Raw genomic sequence first — 22208 nt, 5'->3', positions numbered from 1 at the left:
ATGATCGCCTCGGGCACCGGAACCTCCCCGCACTTGAAACATGTCCGCTGCTCGGTGGCTCCAGCCTCGTCCGCCACACCCGCCTCCTCTTCACACTCCCCGCGCGCTTCCTGCCTGCGCGGCTCCGCCGTCGCGACCCTAATCCCCGCCACCGACACAACCGGGCGCACCGGCGTGGGCGCGGCGTGTCCGAACCGCGGGAGGCGGGGTGCGCCGGTGTAGAACGACACCAGCGGCGCCAACGCGGCGCGCAGGCCAGGGCAGGAGCGACGGGATGACGCAGACGACACCGCGGTACGCGGTCGAGCCAGGCACCGACTGCAGCTGGCTGATCGTCGACCGCGGCGAGGACCGCACCGGCCGCCGCGCCATCGAACGCCTCACCAACGAGCAGCACGCCCACCGCGAAGCCCACACGCTCTCGCAGATGGACGAGGTCACCGCCGCCTTGCCCGCCCCGGCCGCCGACGACGGATTCGCCGGAATGTTCGCCGCCGCGCTCGCCCACACCCAGGCCGTCGACGAGGCGCACAACGTCGACCACCTACTGCAGGCCCGGCAGTGACCGGCGAGACGCCCCCGGCGGCCGGGCAGGACCTGCTGGCGGTGTGCCAGATATGCCTGCAGCTGATCGCCGACGGCGACGGCGCCGTGTGGTGCCGCCCGGAGGCCGCAACCGCCGAACGAGGTGACCGCGGCGATCAGGAGACGTGGTCGTCGTTCACGCTCGAGGAGATGCTCGCCGCTCCGGACGAGCGAGTTCACTGGCGGGTCACCCACGAGCGCTGCGAGCCCGCCACGGGCTACCTGATCGCGGTCGAGCGGATCCGGACCTGGCCGGCCTACCTGCACTGGACCGCGCACCTGATGGGCAAGGGCTGGTTCGCCAGCACCAACTGGGACGACCTGATCCTCGACACCCTCGACCCGACCAGCACCCAGCCTGGACTCCGCCCAGCCACGGTCCGCGACCTCGGCCACCGCAGCGTCGGCGACTGACCTGCGCTGACGGCACTGCCGAACAGGCCGAAGCCAGGAGCAGGGTGCACCTCTATCGGGGAGGCGAACGAATGAAGATGCTGTGCTCGGTACGCACCTTGCTCCCGCTCCCGATCTAGGCAGGCGGAATCGGCATGATCCTCGGCGCGGTCCTGGTCCAGTCGGTAACGCGACCGCGGACCGGGTGCGGTGGCAGTGCCAAGGCTGGCTCACCGTCCGCGACAGCGAACGCCCCAACGCCGGGATCATCCAGCTGACCCTCGAGCCGGAGGAGGTCGTCGGCGGGCAAGCGCTGCAGCTGCAGCTCGGGTCGATGGGCCAGGACGCCGACGCCGCCGAGCGGGCCGGCCGGGCGCTAGTACGGATCCAAGGCCTCCTCGGCCCAGACGCGATCTACACACCGTTGCTGGACGGCGGCCGCGGACCGGCCGAGCGCGTCCGGCTCGTCCCGTGGGGCGAACCTCGACGCCCCGTGCTCGAAGACCGCCCGTGGCCAGGACGCCTGCCCGTCCCATCACCGACGCTCGTCCCGTCTCGCCCGGTTTCAGTGATCGTCCTCGACGCCGTAGGCAACGTCGTGCGCTGCAGCGAGCGCGGAGAGCTCAGCCACCCGCCAGCGACGGTCGCGGGCGGCGACGGGCCGCCGCGCCGAGTCCTCACAGTGGCCGGCCCGTGGCTGGTCCGCTCGGCGCTGCCGGGTCAGCGGCAGCGGGACCTGGTGCGGCTGCAAGTAGTCCTGGAACGCGATGACGACGAACTGGCGTTGCTGATCGCCGGCACCGTCGGCGCGGATCCTCAGTGGACAGTCGAGGGTGACTTCGACTTGCTGGGCATCGTGTGCGAGCGATGCCGCCTGCGTCAGTTGTTTTCAGCCCATCCGGCGCCGACATGGCGGCGATTGACCACCGAGCCGTGTTCGGCGCACGCGATCTCGGATCGGTTGCCGACTAGGGCTAGTTGGTTCTGGTGTTGGGCAGATGCGAGCCGAGGTAGCCCACGCACAGCAGGCCGCTGCGGCCGGTGTCGTCGAGGAAATGCAGCCGGGGTGCCGGCGGCTTGAACTTCTCCAGCGCGATGTGCGCGCCGAAGAACCCGTACCCGCTCGAGTCGACCTCGACCGGCACGGGAAACACCCGGGCGGCGCGGAGGCGATCGTTGCTGGTCACCGTGTCCGACTCGCTCAGCTTCAGCGCTTGCATGCTGATCAATGCGCCCGGCTGGCCGGTGCGGATGAACTCCCGCAGCGTCACCACCCCACCACCGGCCGCCGAGCCGCTCGTGCGTGCGGCGGCGTAGGAGTCCAGGGTGCTCAACGCCGCCCAGGCCCTGGCCCGCCACACCGCCGCCTTCCCGTCCTCGTCCAGCGCCCGCGCCGACTCCTCGGCCGCGGTGATCGTCAGGTTTCCGAACGTGGCGCGGGCGGCGGCCAGCAGTGCGGGGAACGACGCGTACTCGCGCGGTGGCGCCGCCGGCACGTCCGCCGAGATCGGTTGCCCGGCGGTGGTGAGCAGGTGGGTGATGCGCCGCAGAGCCTGGGCGAGGTCGTCTTCGGTGTCTTCCAGCGCCGTAGCGTAACGGGCCACCGTTTCGTGCAGCTGCGCGTTCTCCTCCGCCAGCGTGGCGGCGTGGGCCAGGTCGACGGTGCGGGCACGCAGCCGGTCCAGCTCGGCGGCGTCAGTGGCGTGCCGGCGTTGCAGCTCGGCGTGGGCGCGCTGGGAGATGTCGAGGCTGCGGCGGGTCTGCTCCAGCTCCCGGCGCAGCTGCCGCGCCTCTGACTCGGCCGCCGGGGTCTCGGGCGGTGCCGGGTGGAACGGGTCGTCCCGATCGAGCCAGCCGGTCAGTGCGGCGTCTTGCTGCCAGGGCACCGGGATCTTGGCGCGGCGACGCCAGTGCAGCAGCGGCTGCAGCAACTCCTCACGCGGCAGATCCATCAGCTGCGTTTCGGTCATGCTGGCGGCCACGATGGTGTCGGGCTGCTGGTCACACGGCGCGGCGTAGAGCCGGTACCCGGACGGGAGCTGCTGAGCGAGCGGGACCCGGGCGTTGATCGCCTGGCGCAGGCCCTCGTCGATGACCACGACCTGCACCATCCCCGACCATCCCCGCACGTCGGCGACGACCGCTGCCCGGTTGATGACCAGCAGCGCCGTCGCCCGGACCGGCGAGGTGATGCTCTGCGACAGCAGCGCGGCGACTTCGTCGCGTTGCGTGTCCTCGTTGATGATGTTGAGCCGGCGGGCGTCGACGGCCAGGCCGCCGCTGTCGCAGGCGTCGGCGCGGGCGGCGAAGCCGAGCCGCTCGGCCGGTGGTTCGAACTCCGGACGCCATGGGCGGCTCGCCGCCGCGGCCAGCAGCCACGCCGCCCGCGGGTCGCCCGGTGTGTGGCGCAGCGACAAGATCGCCGCGACCTCGACCCGCAAACCAGGTTCGGTCCAGGTGACTTCGACGTCGAGTTCGTGCTGGGCGCCGCGTTCGTCCAGCCGATCGGCGAGCACCGTGTACGGCCCGCGCGCGTCGGCCACGGCCTGTCCCGAGACCAGCTCCCGGCGAAGGGACCGCAGAGAACCCTCGTCGGCGAGGGCAACGAATCCGTCGTGCCAGATCCGGTAGAGCTTCCGCGGCCGCAACTGCCCTGCATCGAGGCCGGGGCCGGTCGAAACAAGGTGGTCGCTGAAGGTCACGGTGCCCCTTTTCGCCAACGGAAGACACGGAGAGCCCCAGTATCCCGCGCCCACCAGCGCGACCATCAGGCTGCCTCTCGCAGTATCGGCGGTCGGGCCGGTGACCGGTCGAAATGCTGGGCCAGCCCAGGCGGAGTTGTCGACGCGGTGGAGCGCCCAGATAGATCTCGCGCCCTACGCCGAGCGCGTGGCCATCGACGTGATGATGCACCGCTGGCACGAGGGAGGACGCTTGCCCACGATGCCGCGCCTCGCCGTGGAAATCTTCGCCATCGAATAGGAGTCAAATAGTGGACAGTTCCTACCCGCTGAGGTTGCAAAGCGGCGTATGCATGTGCGGTAGGGCATCCTGATCATCGGCAGCTGGCCAACACAGGACAGGTACGGATGGGAGCCGCCGTGGGCGGGGTGTTCATCAACTACCGCGGCGACGACAGCCGCGCCATGGGCGAGCTGCTCGACCGCGATCTCGCCGCGACGTTCGGCCGGGAGCAGGTGTTCCTGGACTGCTACTCCATCCGGCCAGGTGCCGACTTCGCCCAAGAACTGATGACACAAGTCCGGAGCTGCAGAGTTCTACTGGTCGTGATCGACCGCGACTGGCTCACCATCACCACACCGGCCGGCGGTCGACGAATCGACGACCCCGCTGACTGGATCCACCGCGAGATCGTCGAGGCATTCACCGCCGGAGTCCGAGTCGTACCAGTTCTGGTCGACGACACGGACCCGCCCACCGAGAAGCAGCTGCCCGCCGACCTGCAGGCACTCGCGCGCTGCCAGGCTGTGACCGTACGCCGGCGTCATACCCGCCTCGACGTCAGCGCCTTGATCCACCAGCTGTGTGACGTCGAGCCCACACTCGCCCTGGCGGCCGCAAGCGCGCCGAGCACCCAGGACACGACGATCACCGACGCTCCCGGGCCGCGCGGCGTGAACGTCACCGGCGGCGTGCACGGCACTGGAGCAGGAATCACGATTGGTGCGGCCACCGGCGACCACGTCACCATCGGCACACCACCTCCCTCTGCGCAGCAGCCGCACCACCCTCGCTAGCCGACGCGGACCACGGGCACACCACGTCGGCGGCCGACCCGCTCCACCCCGGCACCACCCCGGACGCCGGCACCGCGGTGACCACGAGCATCCACGGTGACCTCGTCGCCACCGATCGCGGTGCCGCCGTCGGTGTGGTGCACGGCAACCTGAACCTGCACCCGCCACCCCCGCGACCCGCGCCGCCCATCCCGCGGCAGCTGCCCGCCGCACCGGGACTGTTCACCGGCCGGACCACGGAACTGGCCCGCCTGGACCGCGCCCTGTCCGACGCCGCCGCACCGCAGGGACCAGGCACCGACACGCCGGAACCGACCGCCGCAGCCCCCACCACCGGCCCGGCGGCTGTGGGGGCGACGGTGCTGGTCTCGGCAATCGGCGGCGCCGGGGGCATCGGCAAGACCTGGCTCGCCCTAGCCTGGGCACACCGGCACCTGGAACGGTTCCCCGACGGGCAGCTGTTCGTCGACCTGCACGGCTTCAGCCCCACCGACGAACCGGTGCAGCCGGCGACGGCGGTGCGCGGGTTCCTCGACGCCCTGGGCGTCGACGCGAACCGCATCCCCACCGACCTCGACGCCCAAACCGCGCTCTACCGCAGCCTGGTGGCCGGGCGGCGGATGCTCATCGTGCTGGACAACGCCGCCACCAGCGACCAGATCGCACCCCTGCTACCCGGCTCGCCGTCCTGCACCGTGCTGGTCACCGGCCGGCACCGGCTGGACTCGCTGATCGACCGGCACGGCGCCCGCCACCTGCCCCTGGACGTCCTGACCCCCGAGGAGGCCCGCGGCCTGCTGACCGCCCGCCTCGGCGCCGACCGCGTCGCCGCCGAACCCGAAGCGGTGGACGAACTGATCAGGCTGTGCGGGGGCCACCCGCTGGCGTTGTCGATCACCGCGCGCACCGCCGGCACCCACCCCGACATCGCACTGGCCGAGGCCGCCGCCGAACTGCGCGACCTCGGCCTGGAGGCCCTGGACCACGACACCGACCCGGCCGCCAGCCTGCCCACCGTGCTGTCCTGGTCCCTGCGCTACCTCACCGACACCCAGCGCACCGTGTTCGCGCTGCTGGGCATCGCCCCCGGTCCCGACACCACCCCGCCCGCCACCGCCGCCCTCACCAGCCTGCCCGACCGATCCGCCCTCAGAACTCTGGCGGTGCTAGAGAACGCCTCCCTGCTGGAACGGCGGCCGGGCCGCCGCTACGCGATGCACGACCTGGTCCGCCGCTACGCCGCGGACACCGCCCACACCACCCTGCCCGAGCAGGTGCGGGAAGCGGCCCTGACCCGGATGGGGGACTTCCACCTGCACACCGCTCACGCCGCCGACCGCCTCCTGAACCCCCACCGCGCGCTCCTGTCGCCCGAGCCGCCCGCGCCCGGCGTGCACCCGCACCCGCTGCCCGACACCGCCGCGGCACTGACCTGGCTGGACGCCGAGCACGCCACCCTGCTGGCCACCCAGCGCACCGCCGCCACCCTCGGCCACCACCACACCGTCTGGCACCTGGCCTGGAACCTGAACAACTTCCACTTCCGACGGGGACACCGACACGACGAGATCACCACATGGCAGGCCGCACTGGACGCCGCCAACCACCTCCCCAACCCCGCCACCCGCGGCCGCACCCACCGGTTCCTCGGCCATGCCTGCTCCCTGCTTGGCCTGCACGAACAGGCCACCAACCACCTGGAGCAGGCCCTGGACCTGGCCCTGCGCCACCACGACCCCACCGAACAGGCCCTCACCCACCGGGTGCTCGCGTCAGCCTGGGAACAACGTGGGGATGACCGGCAGGCGCTGGAGCACGCCCACCGCGCCGTCGCCCTCTACCGCGCGCTCGACCGGCCGGTGTGGGAAGCCGGCGCGCTCAACGCGGTCGGCTGGTATGCCGCGCGCCTGGGCCGGTTCGACACCGCCCGCGAGCACTGCCAGGCCGCCCTCACCCTGTACCGCCACCATCAGTACCCCGCCGGCGAGGCGGCCACCCTGGACAGCCTGGGCTACATCGCCCACCACACCGGCGACCACCACCAGGCCCTCCACCACTACCATCCCGCTCTCGCCTTATTCCGCGGCCTCGGCAACACCTACGAGGCCGCGGACACCCTCGACAACATGGGCCACCCCCACGCCGCGCTCGGTCGGCATGAGCAGGCCCGCACGGTGTGGTGGGAGGCGCTGGAGCTGTACCGGGAACAGGGCCGCGACGCCGACGCCGGGCGCGTCCAACACCAACTCGACGACCTCGACCACACCTGAACCGCGACTCTGCTGCCGGGCAAGCAGTTCGTCTGGCTCGACGCCCCTGACAGCGACCACAGCTGGCCGCTGGGCAACAGCACCTGAGCGGCCCGCGCTGCCTCGCGGTCGCCGACGCGGTGTGCACGCACCTGGCGCGCTCGGCAACCCGCTACACCTACGCCGAGGTGACCCGCCTCGACCTGCTCGCCGACGGCCGCCCGCTAAAGCCACCGCGTCCCGACGCCACCGAGGACGACGACGTCCTCTGGGACCCGACGTGGACCGCGCCGACGCACTGAGCTGCAAACGCGATGCTCTCACCCAACCCAACCCCGATCAGCGGTCGCTCCACGGGTACGCGGCACTGAACTGGTCGAACGCCGCGTTTAGCTCCGCATCGCAGGCAACGTGATCCACAACGATCGAGGATGCGGCGACGACGCCGGCAGCGTCGAGGACTCCGGCGACCGCGTGCACGATCGCCGCGTACCGACCTTGGGGCACGTCGATCGGCAACAGAACCCGAATCTCGCGTGATTCCACTCGCTCAACAGTGCCTGTCGTTCACCGGTGACACCATGTCGCGACCGGGTGATCTCGCGGGTGACGCGCACTCGGCTGTCAGCGTGCTCGAGGTGCTCGCGGCGCAGGAGATGCTGCTCGGCGACAGCGTCGAGGACCGGGTCCGTCGGGAGGTCGGCCGCGTGCTGCGCGAACGGATCCTCGCCGAGTTCGCGGCCGACCGCACCCACGCGATGCCCGTCCGCGCGTAGAGCTGCTCCGCGGCACATTGCGGTGGCCTTCGCCTGGTCGCGAAGGGGGCCACCGTTTCGCCGGTGTCGTGCAGGCCGACGCAGGTCGCCGTGGTCATCGACGCGGTCGAGGACGACCTCGGCGGTGAACACCAGCCGCGCGGCGTTCCGGCAGGCGCGAACTTCGTCCCAGGTGATGGTGGCCGCCCACGATCCGGACAGCTGCTCTACATCGGGGTCGGGGACGTGGGCATCGGCTTCAGCGAAGCCGAGCTGGAGCAGCTGCAGGCCCGGGCTGACGGCCGTTGAAGTTACTTCAGCACGCGAATGCCCTGACCAACGCGCTGCTCGCCTGGTCGAGTCGCCGTGGTCATGCACGCTCGGACGCTGTCGACCTAGGCGAGTGCTCGGCGTTCGGGCGTCGGCGGTCGGCCGGGATCCACGTAGCCGAAGTAGGCCAGGGTCGTGGCCGAGACGCCGAGGGCGGTACGTACGCCGATGCAGCAGATCGCCACCGTCGCCGCGCTGATCTGGGCGCTGCCGGTCTCGGCGGTGATGCCGGGCAGCCGGCCCGCAGCGTCTTCGGCTTCTTCAATGTTGACCTCATGCACGTGTACGGCACATCCAGAGCGAACTGCGTTACAAAATTCACCTGAACGGACGTTCCTTCGGCGGCATTTGCCCTGCTCACGGACCTTGCTCTGACTTTCCGTAGCGAAAACCTTCCCGATCAATGCTCCCCTGTCGTACAGTGGGAGTTGTGGAGCTGTGCTCGACACAGAAAACGGGGCCGCCCGTAGGCGACCCCGTCGAGGAGCAGACCGGCACGGCCGGACTAGCGCGGGTACCAGGTTCCCAGGCCAATGAGCACCAGTACCGCGAAAGTCACCAGTTGCCGCACCGTCAGTGTCACCGAGCCGGTGATGCTGATGGTGAGCCTTTCTCTCCTGCGGGTCGGGGATATGCCTCTGTAGGGGCATCTCCGCTAACCACCTTCCTCAGCGAGGTTCCGCCTGCCATGCGACAGGACGGAGCCGAGGCAGCGCCGCTTCCTCGACTGCAGTACGAGAAAATTAGCGCGCAGTAGCCGACCCGGGTGCAGCCTAGGCCCGGCGGGTAGCAGCTTCGGCGAAGACACGCCGTTTGCTTCCTTCATCGACGGCTCGACCGTGGACGTCAACGAGCGGGTGATCGAGCGGGCGCCTGTCGGCGTCGCTACTCACCGATGACCGGCGAAGCAGTCAGCTCCTCGGTTTCGAAGATGTAGCTCGGGCCGTGATCGATCAGGTAACTTGGCCGCGTTTTGCGAAAACTACCGAGCCCTGTACGTGCCGAGAAATGCATCCGCGCAGCTCCGGGGGCGTCGGCGTGTGACCGATCGCGGTCCAGCATGACCGCATGTCGTTGCCACCGCAGCCAGCCCGGCATTGCTCGATCACGAGACTCCGCTACGCCGGAATGCCGGTCAGGATGGCCCCCGCCGTCAGCCCGACGGCGATCGCAGCGAGACGGAGCTGATCGGTTAGAAGACACTTCCTCCCGACACCGGCGCCATGTGCGTGTGTGAACGCGTCATCCCGAGCCCGGCGCTGCCCGGGATGTCGAGACGGCCGCGGCGGAGATCGCCCGCGTGGTGCCGAGACTGCTCGGCCGCGAACTGTCGGCGAACACGCTGCGCATCTGGGCACGCCCGGCAAGCCCTCAAGCGCGAGCCCGACGAACACGGCTGGCCGCGGTACCGCGTCGGCGAGGTCATCGACACTGCGCTCGTGACCTCCATCCGCGCGCGCATGCCTCCGCAGGGTTAACAAATTCCGTTCGCGCTGCGCTCGACATACTGTGACGTGATGACGACCGTGCTGGACAAGGGGCCCGACGCTGGGCCGATGCTCTTGTGCGACCTCGACGAGACCCACACGTACACCACGTGGTTTCTGGCGCTGCGGGACATGCGGACCGTCAATGGCCGCGACGAGACCACCGGGGCCGGTGACGGCAACAACTCGTGGATCGGTCTTGCGCTGGGCATGATCGTGCTCGACATCCTCTCCACCACCAACCGGGACGAAAAGGTCGGCAACCGATTCCGGCGCCTGCTGACCGAACACGGCATCGACGCGGACGACGCCGCGTTCATCTACAAGTTCCGGTGCGCGCTGCACCACGCCTACGGCATACCCAAGCCCGTGACCGTCGGCAACCGCAACCTGTTCGTCACGCCCGCTTCCGGAGCGTACGCCGTCGACACGCGGCGCTCAGACCGTGTCCTGATCAGCGTCCCCGTTTTCTGCGGCCGGCTGGTCGAGCGCATCGCGTACGAGGCCGTGCCGACGTGGCAAGGCTCAGCACTCATCGACACCTACGTACAACTCGACTAAGCGAAAGGACAGCCTGCCCTCGCCAATACACTGGCGCTGGCCAGAGCCGCCCGCTGCCCGGAGGAGAAAGTCAGAACCCGCGAAAGTCGTCCATGTCAGCCGGTCGGGTGAACCTCACCGCCGGTACCCGGCAAGGCGTGCCCTACGCCGTGTGGCTGGAGATGACCGCACCCGCACCCATCGACGACGCGGCCGCCGTGGCGCAGCTGCCGGGACTGATCGTCGACCTGCTGAAAGCCGGCTGGGACGTACCCGCAGTCCCCCGACTCGACGACGACGTCGAGGACGACGCTGCAGGCGAGCCCGGGCTTGTCGATCTCAGCGTGGTCGGCTACGCGGACGGCGCCATGATCGGTCTCGCGGTCGACACCGACGTCCTCGAGGTCGCCACGACGATCGGTGCCAGCCTCTGCCGACACCTCGCCGACGCGGCACCCGCGCTGCTGGGCTGGACCACCGATTCACTGCGCGTCACCACAGTGACCACCCCTGACGCGGACGGGAATTGGCTGCCGCGCCTGCGTGAGGATGGTCCGCGGTTCCCGGTCGCGGAGCACCTGCGTGACGACCTGCTCGAAATGGAAGCCCAGTTCCTGCTCGCAGCCGCCGTCCGCGACCTGCACGACCCCACCGGCGAAAGCCGCCGCACCCCGAACGCCGTCGACGCGGCCGACCTCATCGGCGGCGCCGTCACCCAGCACCCCTGGGGCCGGGAGCTGGCCAGCGAGCTCGGCACCCTCCTGATCGCCGCCGCCGAACACGAAACCGCCGCTGGCACGCGCCGGCCGCTGACCGGGCACGGCAACGGCGACACCGCGCTGGCACAGCATCTGCTGAGCGCGGTACGCGCCGAGATAGACCAGCCGGCCACCGACTACGACGATGACCGGATGCGCGGCCACGTCCTGCTCGACGACTTCATGCAATGCCACGACCTGCGATGGAACCACCGCAGCGACGACCTCGACGACGCCGCCTACCAGCTGCGCAGCCGCGCGCAGCTGCGGGCACTGCTTTGGGCGGGACTACGCGTCCTGGCCACCGTGACCCACGACGTCACCGAACACGCCCGCACTCCCTGGCTCTGGCTCGACGCGCTCGACAGCGACGACGCGAACCCCGCCGTCGAAATCCTCGCCGAAATCGACGACGAACACCTCACCGCCTCCGACGAGGAAGACGACGACGAGCTCACCGCCGCCGCCGACGCACACGTCCTCATCCGCGCCGCCCTCCTGCGCCCTGACCTGCTCGAGACCCCGGCCCTCGGCGCCCCCGGAGCAGCGTTATCCGATGTCACTGTCACTGCCGGGCCGTTGCACCACGTGGCCCACGACGCCCTGCTCACCGTGGGCGCCGACGCCATCCAGGCAGCCGCTGACACCGCAGACCTCACAACGACCGCGAACCGCGTCCTGCCTGCACTGCGCGCGATCGAAGCCCTCCGCGACGACGACAGCGATCCGCAGGCCGACCCGTACAACGATCTCTACGACGCGCTCGACCACCTGCTCCCCGCCGACGACACCCACGACCGGCGCGTCCGGCTCGCCCGCGAACTCCTGAGGCTGATCACCACCGCCGCCGGCGCCACCCCCGACATGCCGGCCCGGGTCGCCCTCGAACTGTTCCTCGACCCCGCCGCCACCGCCAGTGTCCTGCTCACCGGCGACAACAACCACCGGACCGTGCGACGTCTGCGGACCTGCATCCTCAGCGCCGCAGCCGCACTAGACCCCGCCCTCGCCGGCAGCTTCGCCGCTGACCTGCCCGCTCTGCGCAGCACCGACCCGCGCGTGCGCGAGCTGACCACCACGCTGCACGCCTTTGCGGGTGTCCAGCCGCTCATGGACGCCTTCCTCACCCCGCTCCTGCGACCGACCCCACCCCCAGGCACGTGGCCCCCGAACGCCCGTCTACGGAAGTGATGCTCGCGACGAACTAGCTGCCGAATGCAACAGAGAAGCCGGGGAACCTGTGGAGCAGACCTGGCTGCCGCTCGGCCCGTCACCCAGCTTCGCCGACGGCGAGGCCTTGATCGCAACCTGGCGAGCGGCCTTGAAATGGCGCCAAGCCTGCGCGTGAGCATCCCTACGACGCACGCGAGTTTCTCGATCGCCAGGCGACGCTACTGAACCTGGAACCGCTGAACCCGCCCACGTGCGGATAAGGCTGACCCGATCCAGCGTCCTATGGCGGGTCCGGTAGTAGTTGTCGTCGTGGCCACGGGCAGCAACAAACTCCACGCCGAGACCGCGGACACCGAGTCCATCGGGAGAGACGCGGCAGCCCCTGCCGCCGCTGCGAGACCTGCAGCAGCGGGTTCGCAGAAACCGCCCAACGGGCCGACTGGCTCACCGCACACCCAGCTGATCGTGCTCCGGGGCCCCTCCGGCGCCGGCAAGAGCACCGTCGCCACGGCCGCACGCGCCCAGCTCGGCCGCGGCGTCGCGCTGGTCCAACAGGACGTCCTGCGCCGAGTCGTTCTGCGCGAACACGATGTCCCCGGCGGACTGAACATCGCGCTGATCGCGACGGTCTGCCGATTCAGCCTCGACGCCGGATACCACGTCATCCTCGAGGGCATCCTCACAGCAGCCCGATACGGGCCGATGCTGCGCCAACTCGCCGCCGACCACCACGGCCGCACCACCTTCTTCTACTTCGACGTGCCCTTCGCAGAGACCGTGCGCCGCCACGCCACACGCCCCCAGGCCAGCGAGTTCACCCCCAAGGACATGAGCGACTGGTACAGCGCGAGCGGGCGTCTGGACGTGCCCGGCGAGCAGATCATCGCCGCCACCTCGTCGGCGGACACGTCCGTAGCCCGGATCGTGGCGTACATGACCGGGAACGGGTCGGACGCGTCCCATGCCTGACCGGTGTGACGCAGTGAGGACGTGCAGGTCGGGACCCGCGCGGACGACCGAGCGGCTACAAGGAAGGACGCAGGAATCCTGACGCGAGCACACGCTCGATCGAGTGACTGCCCTCGCGCGAGTCCGCCGGATAGCGCGACGATGCTGGTCATGAGCGCGATCGCGCCTCGCGAAGTGGGAGTCCAGCGAGTACCCGCTACTGGTGGTTTCTGCTGGCTGTGCGGACGTCCCGCGGTGTCCGGCGAACGTCTTCCCGGCCGACGGCATCGGGTACGCCTGTTGTGTCGCCAGCACGACCAAGCGGTGTTCAACCCGCCTGCTGATGACACCGCCGACCGAGACCTGTAGCCGCTGTCTGGCTGGCGATCGTGCCTGGTTGCGCGATGATCTCGGCGCTCTTGCCCGGGTGGAGTGGGCAAAGTTGTACGGGCGGATCCGGCGGCTCGTTGGCGGCTGCCCTCGACGTCACCCCGTGCGTCTATCGCCGTGTTCGTGGCCGCCGCGGTAACTAGCTTGATCGTTCTCGCCGCTCAGGCCGTCGCCGCGAGTCCGGCGGGAACGCCTTGCGCGGGCTCTGCGTCGGCATCCGAGAGCACCCTGGCGGGCACCACCGGGTTTGGAGGCGGGCCCGGTCGTTGAGGGGGAGGGAACAACCGGGCCCGGGCACAACCTACCCAGGTCCGTAGCCGAAAGTGTCTCGATGCCTGAACCTCATCCACGTGGACGCCGATCCCGGCTTCATGGTCGCGCAGGCGGGCAAACGTCGCGTGCCGATCCCGCCGACGTTCGCGAGTACGCGCAGTACGTCGCCGCCACGCGCGGGCCGAGCGCGCACGTGTACTGCGGCTCGGGGGCCCTTGGACCGGTGGCGCACTTCCGCAGCAGCTCAACGTGATCCGGGCAGCCGGCCGCAGGCTAAACAAGCCGAGGTCATACTTGACTTCTGGTAGGCCGGAAGCCCACGTGGATGCACCGGGCCCCACCATGGCTGTCCCCTGAGATCGCCCCAGTGTGCCTGGATCTGAGATCCTAGCCAGGCAGACGAGAGATCGTCGATTCTCGAAGAGCGAAGGCGTCATGTCAGCTACGGATTTGGGCCCCAGCACGGCACCGCTGTCCGGCGGCCACGCCGAGGCCGGTATTCCGGTGATCCTCGATGTTGTCGGGTTAGCCACGGCGCTGATCGACCGAGGCGCCGTCCTGAGCGCGGAGGAACTCACGGTTGCGCTGTTCCGGGTGCCGGGCGACGAGGGCCCGGTCCTGCTCGATGCTCTGCACCGGCACCGCCTGGTCACCGATCTCGCCGTGAGCCGGGTCGTCGGGCTCGTGTGGTCGAGCGCCGAGTACCCGGACCGCGTCCTCACTAGGACCCGGTGGCGGGTCCTCTTCGCTGCCGCGGGCTACACCGAAGACGGCCACCAGGTTCCGCGACCCACGGGGCCTCAGCAGCTGTACCGCGGATCAGTCGCCGACCGGCGAGCGGACTGGTCGTGGACCGACTGCCGAGACGTCGCCCGGGCCTACGCTGCCGGCGGCTTCGGTGGCCGACTGCCCGGCGCGATCTGGACCGCGACCGTTTCCCCGGAGCGGTTGCTGGCCCGCAATCACGAACGCGACGAGTTCGAGTACGTCGTCGACACCACCGGCCTCACGATCGAACCGGTTCCGGGCTGCGCAGCCTTCGCCGCCGCGCCGAGCTGAGCACGCGCTGTCGCTAGCCCGATCAGCGGTCGCTCGACAGGCATGTATACCGAACTGGTCGAACGTCGACGTGGCCGGTAATTCGTCGCACTGGACTCCCCGGTTCGCCTGCGTTGATTTCGACTGCCCCTGACCTACGTGTCCGGCTGCCGTTGCACTACTTCGCTGGTGGTGTCTTTTTGGGCTTCGCGACGGTTTGTGGCACGGCTCCTGCCGGGCCTTCCGTTGTCCTGGGGTTCGCTGTGGGCTTTTGGCTACCTTGGGTTCTTTTGGCAGTCCGACCGGTCACGTTGGCGCGGTCATTGGCCCCGGGTTTCCCGTGCTGCATCACTGCTCCTTTTTGACCTATTTGGACTTGGCCGGAGGTGGGCTCGCGGGCTTCGCAGGGGTCTGGGGCATCGGCCCTGCCGGACCCGCGGTCGTCCTCGGGCTTACCGTAGGCTTCTGGCTCCGCTCCTCGGTGCCCTGAGCATCCATCGTGGTCGCACGTGCCACCAAGTGAGCACGGTCGACGTTCTCGGCCATTCTTCCTCTCCTGCCTCATCGTCGCCGGTTGATGCCGGCGGGATTTTCATGAACTCCACAGCGATAGCGTCCTCGCAATTCACCCACACTCCGGACCCACCATGGGGGTGAACCTTTATCGACTCCTCCTCGCCTACGAAATTTCCTTGCCCGTCCAAGGTCCACAAGTTGGTCAAGTATAGGTCTCGACGACCCGGCGACTGCGACATGTGTCCGTCTTCGCGGTTTACGAAGCCGCCCAACTGGAGTCCATCCTTGAATCGGATTCGAACCCATCCTTGCCCGAATCCTTGAACAGCGGCGTAGTCCCAGGAGGTCTGATACCGCGAGCCTCGAAAGAACTCCCCAACCGGAAGCTTAAAGCTTCCCACACGCCTAAAGACTCGCCACCAATGCCATGCGACCGCACACAAACTCGGCACGATGAATACGCACGCTAAAATCATCAGGCTAGCAAGCTTGGCGAACCGAATCGGGTCTGAAAGTTGAGATAGTATATATCGAATCGGATCACTAAAAAGCCACGCATAGAGCACGTCGAAGATGATCGTCAGACTTATGAGCGCAAAAATTCGAGACGATACTGGCCGGTCCGAATCGGTAGCGCCACGCCACCAGCCATCGGCCACCTGAAACACATAACCAGGCAGCACAGCGCAAATGACGATGACCAGCTGCTGCCAAGTCTTCGCGTCCATGCCAGTGATCCACTTTCCAATGCGGTCGTCGAACGTGCTGATGATAGTTGCACCGCCGACGGAGAGGACCAAGACATGCCCACGTTCGAGTGGATCGAGATCGACTACGACGGCATGGCTGAGATGTTTCGCCTTGGTTGTACGCCGCCGAGCAGGCCTGCCGACGCCGCGCGCAGCCGAGCTCGCGAAGCGAGGGCGGCGGCCGTTGCCGGCTGCATCGTTCCCGCAAGCGCAGGGTCCCCTCCGGCGATGCTGATCGCAGTCTCACAATCACCAGTTCCGGCATCAACACACCGCGGCAGCGGACGCGTCGTGCGCGCGCGCCGCCTCGTCCGACGAGGACCTGGTCGCCACCGACATCGACGCGCGGTCCGATCGTGTCGCCGCCTGGCCTGCTCCAGTCGTGACGTCGCGCTGTCGAGCCGGTGGAGCCTACGCTTGACTGGACGTCTGGTCGTCGCGCGTCGGCGGGTGAATCATCTGCACGTTCGAGACGCCACCCTGATTCAAACAGTCCTCGGCGAGATCGTGCACGTGCCAGTAGAAGTCCACCGATGACTCCGAAGCGTTCACCGTCGTCTCGACGGGCGTGTACCGGTGGAGAGGGGTCGACACGCCGTCGTAGTCGTAGCCCAGGTTATCCGTGGACAGGATCGTGAGCGGCAGGTCGCCTCTCCACTCGATCCCGACCCGAACGTCGTACTCGTCATTGCCCGTCGCTTCCGCGGTCGTGCGCAGGAGAGCCATCAGGTCTGCGATCGCGCACTCGACAGCAACCGATCTGACCTGTCGACCTTCGAGCCATTCGCCGTTACGCGCCCGATGCCCACCGACGGCAGCTGCGAGAGTCACCGAGCCATCGTGGTGGATGCTGATCCACGACTCCTTCCACACAGAACTGTCTTCAGTCGCCGTGTTCACGGCGACCCAGCGGCGCAACCCGGGACGGGGGTTGAGCCGGTCCACACTCTCCAGCGGATGAATCCCGCCACGCCCCGCATACACCAAGGCCAACCCCTCGGTTTTCGACAGAACCTGTCGAGCCTCGTCGCGAGTGATACGCATCCGGAGAGCCGGGACACGTGGGTGCGCCACCGCAACCAACCATGCACGCCGCTCGCTGTCACGACCGCCAGCAGCATCGGCGAACAGAGTGTCAAGAGCCTCATTCGCGTGCCGGCGCTCGTCGAACCGAGCTCGGTACATGGCCTCGATCTGACGCTCTTTCATCCACACGGTGTCGGCGTCGTTGCGTACCGGCGCGCCGAAGTACTCGTTCCTGTAGATCAGATGCGGCCCGTCGACGCTCGCGGGGACCTCGACGATCACAGCCCGTTCACCCTCAGCGCCAAGGCGGTGCACGTTTAGACCGAAGACCGGCGGAGAGATCGCGGTGATCGCCACGCTACGCAGCGAACGCTCGTAGGTCTCGTCGAAGTCACCCACGTCGACCCGGTCGACTGCCGCCTTCTGCGACTCGCGCACGCCGAACACGATCACTCCGCCGCCACTGTTGGCCATCGCCGCAACATCCTTGGGGAAATCGGTTTGCGCCATCCCCTTTGCCGGCGGCAGTTCGGACTTCCAGTCGAGGTCACTCGACTCCGGGACACCTAAGGCCACAGCTCGGTTGAGGAGAGTGTCACTCAGCGGCTCGGGGTCAGCCCCGACTGCCCGATGAAGAGCGGTGAAGGTCATTCGGCAAGAGTAGGGACGATGCCCGATCGAGACTGGCTTGCCCCACGGCGAGTCCTCAGAGGGGGCGTGGTTGCGGGCTGATCCTCGCCGCCTGGGCAGAGGGACGACCCCACCCGGGCGGTCGTCACGCTGGGGTGGCTCTCGCACAACTCCGCTCAGCTTCGGCTTGACAAGGCCGTCACCGCCTTTCATCATTCGAACACAAGTTCTATTCGAGGTTCTGGGTCGCCCGTGGCTCCCCACGCGGGTGTCTCCGGTGCGTGTTCATGGTGCTGGAGGTGCGGCGTGGCGCTGGCTGAGGCGGTAGCCGGGCTTACCGCGATCCCCGGCGTCCGGACGGCCGCACAGCTAACCACCCCCAGCTCGGAGACTCCCGAAAGCCCTGGCGGGACGCTCGCGGTCGCGTCGGCGCTGGCCGGGCTGCTGCCGGCAGGCGGGCTACGCCGCGGGACCACCGTGGCGGTCACCGGGTCGGCGGCGCTGGTTCTCGCGCTGCTCGCGGAGGCGACCCAAGCCGGATCGTGGGCTGCGATCACCGGCATGCCCGACCTCGGCGTCGCGGCCGCGGCGGAACTCGGCGTCGACCTCGACCGGCTCGCCCTCATCCCCGACCCCGGCGCCGAACTCGCCGCCGTCCTCGCCGCGCTGATCGACGGCTTCGACCTGGTCGTGCTCGGCCCCGTCGCACCCCAGGGTGTACAGCCGCAGCTCGCGCGCCGGCTGACCGGGCGCGTCCGCAATCGAGGCGCCGTCCTGTTGAGCACCGCGCCCTGGCCCGGCGCCGACCTCGAACTGTCGGTATCCGCGCGCCGCTGGCGCGGCATCACCGCCGATGGATTCGGTTACCTGCAATCCTGCGAGCTCGTGGCGACCAGCCGCGGCCGCGGCGCTGCGGCGCGTCCACGAACCGCTTCTCTGCTGCTTCCGGGACCGGGTGGCGCCGTCGCCCCCGGCGAGCCCCGCACCGCTCGGCGGCTGGCTGAGGTGGCCGGGTGAGCGGCGACGCGGTCCGGTTGCTGGTGCTGTGGTGCCCGGATTGGCCGGTCGTCGCGGCCGGCGCCGCTGCCGGGACCCCGCCTCTGGCTCCGGCCGCGGTGTTCTCGGCCAACCGCATCGTCACCTGCTCCGCGGCCGCGCGCCGCAGCGGGGTCGGGCGCGGGATGCGCCGCCGTGACGCCCAGTCTCGGTGCCCGGAGCTGGTGGTGCACCAGCACGACCCGGACCGCGATGCCCGGCTGTTCGAACCCGTCGCCGCCGCGGTCGAGGCGCATGCGGTCGGGGTCGAGGTCGTGCGGCCCGGGATCGTGGCCGTCCCGGTCGCCGGCGCGGCCGGGTACTTCGGCGGCGAAGAAGCTCTCGCCGAGCTGCTGATCACCGAGGTCGAAGCCCGCGCCGGCGTCGAGTGCCAAGTCGGTATCGCCGATGGTCTGTTCGCCGCGACCCTCGCCGCCCGCCGCGCGACCTTCGTCTCGCCCGGAGGCACACCCGGGTTCCTGGCGCCGTTGTCAGTCGCCGAGCTGGACCAGCCTGGCGAGAACCGCGGCGAGCTCGTCGGGCTCCTGCAGCGCTTGGGGCTGCGGACACTGGGTGCGTTCGCCGCGCTCACTGAGCGCGAGGTCGCCGGGCGCTTCCCCCGCGACGCGATCACCGCGCACCGGCTCGCCCGAGGCCTTTCCCACCGGCCGCCGGTGCGCCGCGCACTCCCACCAGACCTGGCGATCACCGAGACCTTCGAGCATCCGCTGGAGCGTGTCGACGAGGCCGCGTTCGTCGCGAAGACCCTCGGCGAGCGCTTCTTCGGCGGGCTCGCCCGGCACGGGCTGGCGTGCACCCGGCTGGCGATCACCGCGGTCACCGAGGCCGGGGAGGAGCGGGTGCGGGTGTGGCGGTGCGCCGAGCCGCTGACCGCCCGCGCGGCAGCGGATCGGGTGCGGTGGCAGTGCGAGGGGTGGCTCACCGTCCGCGACGGCGACCGGCCCAGCGCCGGGATCGTGAGACTGACCCTCGACCCGGAAGAGGTCGTCGGAGGGCAGGCGCTGCAGCTTCAGCTCGGATCGATGGGCCGGGATGCCGACGCGGCTGAGCGCGCCGGCCGCGCGCTGGTGCGGATCCAGGGGCTGCTCGGGCCCGAGTCGGTGGTCACTCCGTTGCTCGACGGCGGCCGTGGCCCTGGCGAACGCGTCCGCCTGGTCCCGTGGGGCGAGCCCCGCTGCCCGGTGACCGAGGATCAGCCGTGGCCCGGCCGACTACCTGCGCCATCACCCACATCCGTGCCTCGTTGCCCGCCTTCGGCGGTTGTGCTCGACGCGGTCGGCGACGTCGTCCACTGCACCGAGCGCGGCGAACTCAGCTATCCGCCCGCCACGGTCGCCGTGAACGGCGGCCCGCCATGCCGAGTTCTCAGCGCGGCGGGCCCGTGGCTCGTTCGCGCCGTTCCGCCTGACCGGGGCGCTCCACCGCTCGTGCGCATCCAGGTGGTACTGGAGGGAGCCAACAGTGACGTCGCGCTGCTGCTCAGGGCTAACGTCGCTCTCGATCTACAATGGACACTAGAGGGTGGCTACCACTAGCTTTCCGGACGACGGCACGATTTCGAGTGCTGGTTCGCATCAGGCCAACCACCCGCGCTGCCGCGACAGGCCGCCTCCGCCCTCGGCTGCACCGCGACGCTGTACGACCATCCCGAGGCCCGCCTCGCACAGCGTGTTACGACGGGTTGCAGTGCGCCACCACGACATGGCGGCGTCCGGCCCTGAGCGGATCTTCCGCTCGGCTGCCGGCGTTCAGCGCCTGGCATGGCGGTTTTCCGGACCGCCTCGTGAACGCGGCGATCCGGCCTACCAACTCTCGCGCGGCGAGGAACCGAGCCGATGGCGCGGTCACGCCAGCTTCGCGACCAGGACGACGGCGACGATCGCGAGGGTCAGCACCGCGACCGCCAGCGCGGCGCGGATCCACGGGGTCCAGGAGCTGCTGGAGATCGTGGGCTGGAAGAACTGCAGCACCGCCAGCACGATCGTGGCCAGGGCGGCGCCGGTGAAGACGCCGGCTGTGGTCTGGTTCGTCGGGTCATTGGACTGAGGTTGGTCGTCGCTCGAGGCGTCGCCTGGCATGCCGGTCACCGGCCGCCTCCGACCGTCGACATTCTCTCGGCCTTCTTCTTCACTGCTTTGCGTGTCTTGAGCTGCAGGCGTTGGCGGTCCCGGGTACCGAACGGCGACATGAGTGCCCGGTGGTGAACGGTGCGCCGTCCGGCAGGGTGCCGGTGGTCGAGGACCTTCACAGGGCGTTGAATGAGTACTCCCGCCTGGTCGAGCTCGCGGTATCCGCGCTCGGCGGTGCGCTCGCTGATCCCGTACCACTTGGCCATCCGTTCGAGGGCGACGCTGAAGGTGGGGGTGGTGGGAGTCTGGGTGTCGTGGAGAAGGACCAGGAACATCGCCTTGCCGGGCAAGGTGAGTTTCTCGCTCAAGCCGCTAGTCCAGTACTCGTGGGGGACGACGAAGAAGCCAGGCCCGTCCTCCTCGGAGTCTTCACCGGCGCGCGCCCAGGGGGTTCCATCACCGGTCTCGTTGAGCGGGCTGATCAGGGTTCGGCGCCCGTCCTGCTCCCGGGTCAGCAGGTTCATCTCCTCGAGGACCGAGAAGGTCTTGCTGGCGGCGTTCGGGGTACAGCGGTTCCCGACGGACAGGATCCGCGCCCAGGTCTTGACGTCCAGAGGGTCGTCGCGGGTGACCGGGTGGAGCGCGTGCATCAGCAGGAACGCATCCAGCCCTCGTTGCTGCCGGCTGTGGACGATGCTCCCCAGGACCGACCCTCGGGGTTCGTCGTGCTCCCCTCGACGCTTCTGGACGAACTCCTTGCGGAGGGGAACGTAGCCGCGCCGCGCCTGCTGCAGGAGGGCGGTGCGCGTCTCGGCCGGAGTGGGTTCCGGCGCATCTTCAATGCCCTCGAATGGGTCGAGGAACGATGTCGTAGCCATGCGGCAACAGTAGGCCTGGCTGCCAGCGTCACCAAACGTCCGCGTTCCGCATTGGTGGCCTGCCGGGTGCCAGTCTGGGAGACCAGTGGCATGTCGCCTGGTAGACCAGGTGGCAGGCCATGGTACGCGGATCATGGTGCTGGGCCCGAGGCACCGCCAATTAGATGTTCCGGCCCTACGCGATGGCCTTCGGGCGACCTTTTCGCGGCTTTCTCAGGCGTCCAGCGCACGCGGTCGCTTTCCGTCGTCGTTATGTCACCCTTTGTATGATCGGCTTGGGCTGGGCCCGGCTGGGGTTGCCGGTCCGGTTCGAGCGGCGGCTTCTGGAGGCGTTCGCCGAACGCCACCGTGCGGGCCGGTTCTCCCGCGATGCGGCCACGCGAGTACCGCTTGGACGGAGTTGGCGTAGCGGCGGGCGTTGCCGCCGGCACTGGCGACACCCGCGGCTCGACCACCACGCCCTGACTCGGCTCGGCTTGGCGCCGATCGCCCTGTTCGCTGGAGGCCGAGGACTCCGAAGGCCAGGTCCTCGACTCGACAGTCCGGACCTCAACAGGTTTCTCCGTGTACCGCACCGCCTCGAATCGCGCGAGCTCCGGGAAGGGCA

The 22208-nt window shown here is 69.3% G+C and carries 20 protein-coding genes; 13 read left to right on the top strand and 7 right to left on the bottom strand.

Features of this window, described 5'->3' with window-relative positions; genetic code table 11:
- Positions 1 to 274: 274 nt before the first annotated feature.
- Entirely contained in the window at positions 275 to 565 is a 291-nt protein-coding gene (locus M8542_RS36715) for a hypothetical protein (RefSeq protein ID WP_257924937.1), read from the top strand.
- Complete coding sequence (locus tag M8542_RS36710) at positions 562 to 999, top strand: hypothetical protein (RefSeq protein WP_257924936.1); 438 nt, start codon at positions 562 to 564, stop codon at positions 997 to 999. Before M8542_RS36715 ends, M8542_RS36710 begins: the two co-directional genes overlap by 4 nt.
- A gap of 953 nt (positions 1000 to 1952) precedes the next feature.
- Here the strand turns inward: M8542_RS36710 and M8542_RS36705 are convergent.
- Positions 1953 to 3680 carry a hypothetical protein gene (locus M8542_RS36705; RefSeq protein WP_257924935.1) on the bottom strand — a complete coding sequence of 576 codons (1728 nt, stop codon included), beginning with the start codon at positions 3678 to 3680 and terminating at the stop codon, positions 1953 to 1955.
- A 399-nt stretch (positions 3681 to 4079) separates the two neighbouring features.
- Here M8542_RS36705 and M8542_RS36700 point away from each other — a divergent pair, with 399 nt between their 5' ends.
- The 3 genes from M8542_RS36700 to M8542_RS36690 all read left to right on the top strand — a co-directional run bounded on the left by M8542_RS36700 (position 4080) and on the right by M8542_RS36690 (position 7287).
- Complete coding sequence (locus M8542_RS36700) at positions 4080 to 4736, top strand: toll/interleukin-1 receptor domain-containing protein (protein ID WP_257924934.1); 657 nt, start codon at positions 4080 to 4082, stop codon at positions 4734 to 4736.
- A gap of 77 nt (positions 4737 to 4813) precedes the next feature.
- Positions 4814 to 7006, top strand: a complete 2193-nt coding sequence (locus M8542_RS36695) for an ATP-binding protein (RefSeq protein WP_257924933.1) — start codon at positions 4814 to 4816, stop codon at positions 7004 to 7006.
- Positions 7007 to 7125: 119 nt separating this feature from the next.
- Positions 7126 to 7287 (top strand): hypothetical protein, encoded by a 162-nt coding sequence (locus M8542_RS36690; RefSeq protein WP_257924932.1) that lies wholly within the window; start codon positions 7126 to 7128, stop codon positions 7285 to 7287.
- A 37-nt stretch (positions 7288 to 7324) separates the two neighbouring features.
- Here the strand turns inward: M8542_RS36690 and M8542_RS36685 are convergent, their stop codons facing one another.
- The gene (locus M8542_RS36685) at positions 7325 to 7531 is read right to left on the bottom strand and encodes a hypothetical protein (protein WP_257924931.1); all 207 of its coding nucleotides are present in this window, start codon (positions 7529 to 7531) and stop codon (positions 7325 to 7327) included.
- A gap of 35 nt (positions 7532 to 7566) precedes the next feature.
- On the opposite strand from M8542_RS36685, the gene M8542_RS36680 reads away from it, so the two are divergent.
- Positions 7567 to 7761 carry a hypothetical protein gene (locus M8542_RS36680; RefSeq protein ID WP_257924930.1) on the top strand — a complete coding sequence of 65 codons (195 nt, stop codon included), beginning with the start codon at positions 7567 to 7569 and terminating at the stop codon, positions 7759 to 7761.
- 63 nt (positions 7762 to 7824) lie between these two features.
- Complete coding sequence (locus M8542_RS36675; RefSeq protein ID WP_257924929.1) at positions 7825 to 8049, top strand: hypothetical protein; 225 nt, start codon at positions 7825 to 7827, stop codon at positions 8047 to 8049.
- Between the two features lie 86 nt (positions 8050 to 8135).
- Here M8542_RS36675 and M8542_RS36670 read toward each other — a convergent pair whose 3' ends face one another.
- Positions 8136 to 8351, bottom strand: a complete 216-nt coding sequence (locus tag M8542_RS36670; protein ID WP_257924928.1) for a hypothetical protein — start codon at positions 8349 to 8351, stop codon at positions 8136 to 8138.
- A gap of 1236 nt (positions 8352 to 9587) precedes the next feature.
- Between M8542_RS36670 and M8542_RS36665 the strand changes: the two genes are divergently transcribed.
- From M8542_RS36665 to M8542_RS36650, 4 genes are all read left to right on the top strand, one after another.
- The gene (locus M8542_RS36665) at positions 9588 to 10118 is read left to right on the top strand and encodes a hypothetical protein (RefSeq protein WP_257924927.1); all 531 of its coding nucleotides are present in this window, start codon (positions 9588 to 9590) and stop codon (positions 10116 to 10118) included.
- Between the two features lie 137 nt (positions 10119 to 10255).
- Complete coding sequence (locus M8542_RS36660) at positions 10256 to 12046, top strand: hypothetical protein (protein WP_257924926.1); 1791 nt, start codon at positions 10256 to 10258, stop codon at positions 12044 to 12046.
- 291 nt (positions 12047 to 12337) lie between these two features.
- Positions 12338 to 12997, top strand: a complete 660-nt coding sequence (locus tag M8542_RS36655; RefSeq protein WP_257924925.1) for a kinase — start codon at positions 12338 to 12340, stop codon at positions 12995 to 12997.
- A 1077-nt stretch (positions 12998 to 14074) separates the two neighbouring features.
- Complete coding sequence (locus M8542_RS36650; RefSeq protein WP_257924924.1) at positions 14075 to 14698, top strand: hypothetical protein; 624 nt, start codon at positions 14075 to 14077, stop codon at positions 14696 to 14698.
- 431 nt (positions 14699 to 15129) lie between these two features.
- On the opposite strand, the gene M8542_RS50700 is transcribed toward M8542_RS36650, so the two are convergent.
- Both M8542_RS50700 and M8542_RS36645 read right to left on the bottom strand, forming a co-directional pair.
- Positions 15130 to 15921 carry a DUF6338 family protein gene (locus M8542_RS50700; protein WP_372508699.1) on the bottom strand — a complete coding sequence of 264 codons (792 nt, stop codon included), beginning with the start codon at positions 15919 to 15921 and terminating at the stop codon, positions 15130 to 15132.
- A 432-nt stretch (positions 15922 to 16353) separates the two neighbouring features.
- Positions 16354 to 17619, bottom strand: coding sequence for an AlbA family DNA-binding domain-containing protein (locus M8542_RS36645; protein ID WP_257924923.1), 1266 nt, complete (start codon positions 17617 to 17619; stop codon positions 16354 to 16356).
- A gap of 285 nt (positions 17620 to 17904) precedes the next feature.
- Here M8542_RS36645 and imuA' point away from each other — a divergent pair, with 285 nt between their 5' ends.
- Entirely contained in the window at positions 17905 to 18615 is a 711-nt protein-coding gene (gene imuA' / locus M8542_RS36640; RefSeq protein ID WP_257924922.1) for a DnaE2-dependent mutagenesis accessory factor ImuA', read from the top strand.
- Positions 18612 to 20189, top strand: coding sequence for a DNA polymerase Y family protein (locus M8542_RS36635; RefSeq protein WP_257924921.1), 1578 nt, complete (start codon positions 18612 to 18614; stop codon positions 20187 to 20189). The genes imuA' and M8542_RS36635 overlap by 4 nt, the downstream gene beginning before the upstream one ends.
- Positions 20190 to 20498: 309 nt before the next feature.
- On the opposite strand, the gene M8542_RS36630 is transcribed toward M8542_RS36635, so the two are convergent.
- Together M8542_RS36630 and M8542_RS36625 are read right to left on the bottom strand one after the other, a co-directional pair.
- Complete coding sequence (locus M8542_RS36630) at positions 20499 to 20741, bottom strand: hypothetical protein (protein WP_257924920.1); 243 nt, start codon at positions 20739 to 20741, stop codon at positions 20499 to 20501.
- Positions 20738 to 21601 carry a hypothetical protein gene (locus M8542_RS36625; RefSeq protein ID WP_257924919.1) on the bottom strand — a complete coding sequence of 288 codons (864 nt, stop codon included), beginning with the start codon at positions 21599 to 21601 and terminating at the stop codon, positions 20738 to 20740. Before M8542_RS36625 ends, M8542_RS36630 begins: the two co-directional genes overlap by 4 nt.
- Positions 21602 to 22208 lie beyond the last annotated feature (607 nt).

It is taken from the genome of Amycolatopsis iheyensis (genome assembly GCF_024703995.1).
Taxonomy (GTDB): Bacteria; Actinomycetota; Actinomycetes; order Mycobacteriales; family Pseudonocardiaceae; genus Amycolatopsis; species Amycolatopsis iheyensis.
Note: the sequence above shows the minus strand (reverse complement) of the source record. Positions and strands in the feature narration are given on the sequence as shown.

Bases quoted from the DNA above. Each gene is read 5' to 3' on its own strand.
- M8542_RS36715 (WP_257924937.1), top strand. From the start codon at position 275: ATGACGCAGACGACACCGCGGTACGCGGTCGAGCCAGGCACCGACTGC.
- M8542_RS36625 (WP_257924919.1), bottom strand. From the start codon at position 21,601: ATGGCTACGACATCGTTCCTCGACCCATTCGAGGGCATTGAAGATGCG.
- M8542_RS36650 (WP_257924924.1), top strand. From the start codon at position 14,075: ATGTCAGCTACGGATTTGGGCCCCAGCACGGCACCGCTGTCCGGCGGC.
- M8542_RS36665 (WP_257924927.1), top strand. From the start codon at position 9,588: ATGACGACCGTGCTGGACAAGGGGCCCGACGCTGGGCCGATGCTCTTG.
- M8542_RS50700 (WP_372508699.1), bottom strand. From the start codon at position 15,921: ATGGACGCGAAGACTTGGCAGCAGCTGGTCATCGTCATTTGCGCTGTG.
- M8542_RS36680 (WP_257924930.1), top strand. From the start codon at position 7,567: ATGTCGCGACCGGGTGATCTCGCGGGTGACGCGCACTCGGCTGTCAGC.
- M8542_RS36645 (WP_257924923.1), bottom strand. From the start codon at position 17,619: ATGACCTTCACCGCTCTTCATCGGGCAGTCGGGGCTGACCCCGAGCCG.